This is a genomic window from Lutibacter sp., from assembly GCF_041596795.1.
GTDB lineage: Bacteria > Bacteroidota > Bacteroidia > Flavobacteriales > Flavobacteriaceae > Lutibacter.
Map to the genome: position 1 here is coordinate 1 of NZ_JBFHHX010000185.1, position 5172 is coordinate 5172.

Genomic DNA, 5172 nt, shown 5'->3' on the forward strand with positions numbered 1-5172 from the left:
AGTCAAGATCCAACTGTTTCTATCCAATATATGAAAGAATTAAAACAATTAATACTTTCATGTCAGGGAGAATTACACTTGGCAACAATAGATTGGACTTTAAATAACGTTTACGGAATAAAAGCAAATTTTGACCAACCAAAAATAGCATATAGAGAAACCATACAACGCTCGGCAACCACAAGTTACAAGCATAAAAAACAATCTGGTGGATCAGGGCAATTTGGTGAAGTTCATATAAAAATTGAACCTTATTTTGAAGGAATGCCAGAACCAGAAGGTTTTAACATTAGAGGTAAAGAAGAAATAAATTTAGATTGGGGTGGAAAATTAGTATTCTACAATTGTATAGTAGGTGGTGTTATTGATGCGCGCTATTTACCTTCTGTTTTAAAAGGAATTTTAGAAGTTATGGAAGAAGGTCCTTTAACAGGTTCTTATGCCAGAGATATACGAGTTATGCTGTTTGATGGAAAAATGCACGCGGTAGATTCTAATGATATTTCGTTTAAAATTGCTGGAGCACACGCTTTTAAAGAAGCCTTTTTAAATGCAAAACCTAAATTGCTAGAACCAATACATGAATTAAATGTTATAGTTCCTGAAGAATTAATGGGAAATGTAATGACCGATTTACAATCTAGAAGAGCCATTATTTTAGGAATGGATAGCGATGGAAAATACCAAACTATTAAAGCAAAAACTCCGCTAGCTGAAATGTATAAATATTCTACAACTCTGCGATCTATTACACAAGGTAGAGGAAGTTTTAGCACTAAATTCTCTAATTTTGAATTGGTACCAAATAACGTACAAGACGAATTGGTAAAAGCTAACTAATTTTAAATTTTAACCTTAAAAATAAAGACTCGTCATTGTAAAATGACGAGTCTTCTAAATTTAATTCAGATTAGTATTTCATTAATTCAATCAATTTTAATAATTACTCGTTTTAGTTGGTACAAAGTCCACAAGATTTTTTTTAAAAACTTAAATACTAATCATATAGCAATTTAATAAAAATATTAATACAAAACACTTAAAGTGATTAATATTTAACAAATTACTCATATTTAAATAGTATTTTAACAATTTACTTTACATAATTCACAAAATAATTTTTTAAAAATAATGTATTTAACCTTCATTAAGAAATAAGTATATTTGCAGAAAATTTACAACAATGAAATTATTTTTTATAACAATAGCATTAATCGGTGTTGGAGTTCTTGGGATAGCCATTAAACTTTGGGCAAAAAAAGGCGGTAAATTCGCTGGAACTTGTGCAAGTCAGAATCCACATTTAAATAAAGAAGGTGAAGCTTGTGGTTACTGTGGAAAACTTCCAGAAAACTGCGAAAATAAATAATAATGTTAGAATACCTGTTTATTGCGTTTATAGCAATCTTTTGTATTCAATTTATTTATTACATTTTTATCTTTGGAGCATTCAGTTTTTCCAAAAAAAAATCGGTTCAAACTTCTTTTAATCAGCCAGTTTCTGTACTTATTTGTGCTAAAAACGAAGCTAAAAATTTAAAGAAAAACATACCGTATTTTATCAATCAATCGTATTCTAATTTTGAGTTAGTATTGATAAATGATTGCTCCAGAGATAAAACTTTAGACATTTTAGAACAGTTTCAAAAAGCACATCCAACCAAAATTAAAATTGTTGATGTTAAAGAAAATGAACAGTTCTGGGGAAGTAAAAAATATGCACTTACCTTAGGTATTAAAGCTGCATCACACGAACATTTACTGTTTACAGATGCCGATTGTAAACCTATTTCGGAACATTGGATTACAGAAATGGTGCAAAATTTCAGCAACAAAGAAATTGTATTGGGCTATGGTGCTTATAAAAAAATAAGAAAATCGTTTCTAAATAAATTAATTCGTTTTGAAACGCTTTTAACGGCCATTCAATATTTTTCATATGCTAAAATAGGATTGCCTTATATGGGCGTTGGAAGAAATTTAGCCTACACAAAAACACAATTTTTTAGTGTAAATGGTTTTGCAAATCATATGAAAATTAAATCGGGAGACGACGATTTATTTATCAATCAAATAGCTAACAAACAAAATTTAGCCATTTGTTTTACAGAAAACAGCTTTACGGAATCTAAACCTAAAAGCACTTTTAAAGATTGGATTCTTCAAAAAAGAAGACACGTTTCAACGGCTTCACATTATAAACCAGTACATAAATTTATGTTAGGCTTATTTTATGCTTCGCAACTATTATTTTACGTAGTGGGTATTATTTTAGTTGCATTTCTATTTCATTGGATTGTTGTAGTTTCATTAATTTTTGTTCGATTTTTAATTCAAAATCTGGTAATTGGCTTTTCAGCTAAAAAATTAAACGAAAACGATTTGGTGGTTTTAACTCCACTGCTTGAAATATTTTTGATATTCGTACAATTGTTTATCTTTATAAAAAATTCGATTTCAAAACCTCACCATTGGTAAACAAAAATATTGATATTGCCGACTTAATTGAAAAAGCAAAAAAAGACGATCAAAAAGCTTTTAACACATTACTTAACACCTATTGGAGTGATGTGTATCGTTTTCAATTTTCTAAAACAGGAAACGAAGATGAAGCTCAAGATATTACTATAAAAACCTTTTCAAAAGCCTTTGATAAAATTAATTTATACAATGAAAATTATAATTTTAAAACGTGGTTAATTACCATTTCTAAAAATATTTTTATTGATCATTTACGCAAAGAACAACGTAAGGAAACCATTTCTTTAAACAAAAAAGAATCAGAAGCTTATAAAATTTTTGATGAAACTCCTTCAGCTGAAGACCAATTAATTATAGATCAAAACCTAGCTCAATTATTACACTATTTAAAGCAGTTAAAACCACATCATCAAGAAATAATTAACCTACGTTATTTTAGAGAAATGAGTTATAAAGAAATGGCTGAGAAATTAAATGAGCCAATGAGTAACATTAAAGTAAAACTGTTGCGCGCTAAAAAATTATTGGCTGAAATAATTAAAAATCCTACTGAAAATTGAGTGCAATTAACTCTAATTGGTTTTATAAATTAGGTCCTGGTTTACTATTTGCAGGCGCCGCAATTGGAGTTTCCCATTTAGTGCAATCTACCAGAGCTGGAGCCGATTTTGGTTTTGGATTAATTTGGGCTTTGGTTTTAATTCATATTGTAAAATATCCATTTTTTCAAATTGGGCCACGTTACGCTACTGCAACAGGAGAAAGTTTGTTAGATGGTTATAAAAAATTAGGAAAAGGTGTGCTCCTCTCCTATTTTATTTTGAATTTGGCAACTATGTTTACCATACAAGCCGCTGTTACTATAGTTACGGCAGGTTTAGCAGCTAATTTATTTGGAATTACCACAAACCCAATTATTTGGAGTGCTATTATTACAAGTATTTGTGTTGTGCTACTTGTTGTAGGAAAATACAAACTACTTGATAATTTAATGAAATTTATTATTGTTACCTTAACAGCAAGTACTATTATAGCTTTAATTGTAGCCAGCTTAAATTCAACCCAACCAATAAGCTTTGCACAAGTTTTACCAAAAGGAACCCTAGAAATAAGCTTCTTAATTGCTTTTTTAGGATGGATGCCCGCACCTTTAGATGTATCTATATGGCAATCGCTTTGGGCTTTGGAAAAACAAAAAGACAAATCAAATAACTTTGATACCAAACAAGCAATTTTTGACTTTAATATTGGTTTTGTAGGAACATTAATTGTTGGTTGTTGTTTTGTTGCACTTGGTGCTATTGTAATGCATCATACCACAGAAACTTTTAGCGATAGCGCCGTAGTATTTTCGCAACAATTAATTAATTTATACACTACAAGTTTAGGAAATGGCATGTATATATTTATTGCCGCAGCTGCTTTCACCACAATGTTTAGCACTACTATAACAACCTTAGATGCCTCTCCAAGAGCAATGACCAAAACATTTGAGTTGTTGCAAAATAAAATCTACCCAAAAGCATATTGGTTTTGGATTAGCTTTTTAGCGGTAGGAACTATTTTTATTATGGTGTTTTTTATGAGTGAAATGGGACTTTTAATAAAAATAGCCACTGTTTTATCATTTTTAACTGCACCATTTTTTGCTATTATCAATTTCATTTTAATTTCTGGAAAAAACACTCCTAAAGAATGGCGTCCTACACTACAATTTAAGGTGTTGAGTTATTTTGGAATTGTATTTTTAATTGGTTTTAGCATTTGGTATCTTTCTAGTTTGTAAAAACTTTGTATTTTTGCAGTCAATTTTACTAAAATGACTGAAAAAAATATAGATTCTCCAAATACAATTCAAAAACCTAAATGGTTACGTGTAAAACTACCAGTTGGAAAAAAATATACTGAACTTAGAGGTGTTGTTGAAAAGTATAAATTAAATACTATTTGCACTAGCGGAAGTTGCCCTAATATGGGTGAATGCTGGACAGAAGGCACAGCTACCTTTATGATTTTAGGAAATATTTGCACGCGTTCATGTGGATTTTGCGGTGTAAAAACCGGAAGACCTGAAAATGTAGATTGGGAAGAACCAGAAAAAGTAGCACGTTCTATAAAATTAATGAACATTAAACACGCCGTAATTACATCGGTTGATAGAGATGATATTAAAGATGGTGGTTCTATTATTTGGGCTGAAACAATTAATGCTATTAGAAGAGCAAACCCTGAAACAACATTAGAAACCTTAATTCCAGATTTTCAAGGAAACACCACAAATATAGATCGAATTTTAGCAGTTGCTCCAGAAGTAATTTCACACAATTTAGAAACCGTTAGGCGATTAACGCGTGAAGTACGTATACAAGCAAAATACGATAGAAGTTTAGAGGTTTTAAAATATATGAAAGACCAAGGACAACGCAGAACAAAATCTGGTATTATGCTTGGTTTAGGCGAAACAGAAGCTGAAGTTATTGAAACAATGCAAGATTTAGCCAATGCCAAAGTTGATATTTTAACCATTGGTCAGTATTTACAACCAAGTAAAAAACACTTACCTGTTAAAGAATTTGTAACTCCAGAACAATTTGCTAAATACAAAGAAATTGGTGAAAAAATGGGCTTTAAATATGTAGAAAGTGGCGCTTTAGTACGCTCATCTTACAAAGCACAACGACATTTGGTGTA

At 30.5% G+C, this 5172-nt stretch carries 5 protein-coding genes and 1 pseudogene; all 6 read left to right on the forward strand.

What is annotated here, in order from left to right; genetic code table 11:
• Nucleotides 1-840: pseudogene (locus ABY298_RS14700) on the forward strand (elongation factor G); the annotation flags it as partial.
• 343 nt (nucleotides 841-1183) lie between these two features.
• A complete protein-coding gene (locus ABY298_RS14705) occupies nucleotides 1184-1369 on the forward strand; it encodes a membrane or secreted protein (RefSeq protein ID WP_372746809.1) in 186 nt (61 codons plus the stop codon).
• A 2-nt stretch (nucleotides 1370-1371) separates the two neighbouring features.
• Nucleotides 1372-2478 carry a glycosyltransferase gene (locus ABY298_RS14710; RefSeq protein WP_372746810.1) on the forward strand — a complete coding sequence of 369 codons (1107 nt, stop codon included), beginning with the start codon at nucleotides 1372-1374 and terminating at the stop codon, nucleotides 2476-2478.
• Entirely contained in the window at nucleotides 2472-3041 is a 570-nt protein-coding gene (locus tag ABY298_RS14715; protein WP_372746811.1) for an RNA polymerase sigma factor, read from the forward strand. Before ABY298_RS14710 ends, ABY298_RS14715 begins: the two co-directional genes overlap by 7 nt.
• A gap of 5 nt (nucleotides 3042-3046) precedes the next feature.
• Nucleotides 3047-4267 carry an Nramp family divalent metal transporter gene (locus ABY298_RS14720; protein WP_372746813.1) on the forward strand — a complete coding sequence of 407 codons (1221 nt, stop codon included), beginning with the start codon at nucleotides 3047-3049 and terminating at the stop codon, nucleotides 4265-4267.
• 33 nt (nucleotides 4268-4300) lie between these two features.
• Nucleotides 4301-5172 (forward strand): lipoyl synthase (gene lipA, locus ABY298_RS14725; RefSeq protein WP_372746812.1); only part of this gene is annotated, 872 nt, incomplete at its 3' end.

Bases quoted from the DNA above. Each gene is read 5' to 3' on its own strand.
- ABY298_RS14705 (WP_372746809.1), top strand. From the start codon at position 1,184: ATGAAATTATTTTTTATAACAATAGCATTAATCGGTGTTGGAGTTCTT.
- ABY298_RS14710 (WP_372746810.1), top strand. From the start codon at position 1,372: ATGTTAGAATACCTGTTTATTGCGTTTATAGCAATCTTTTGTATTCAA.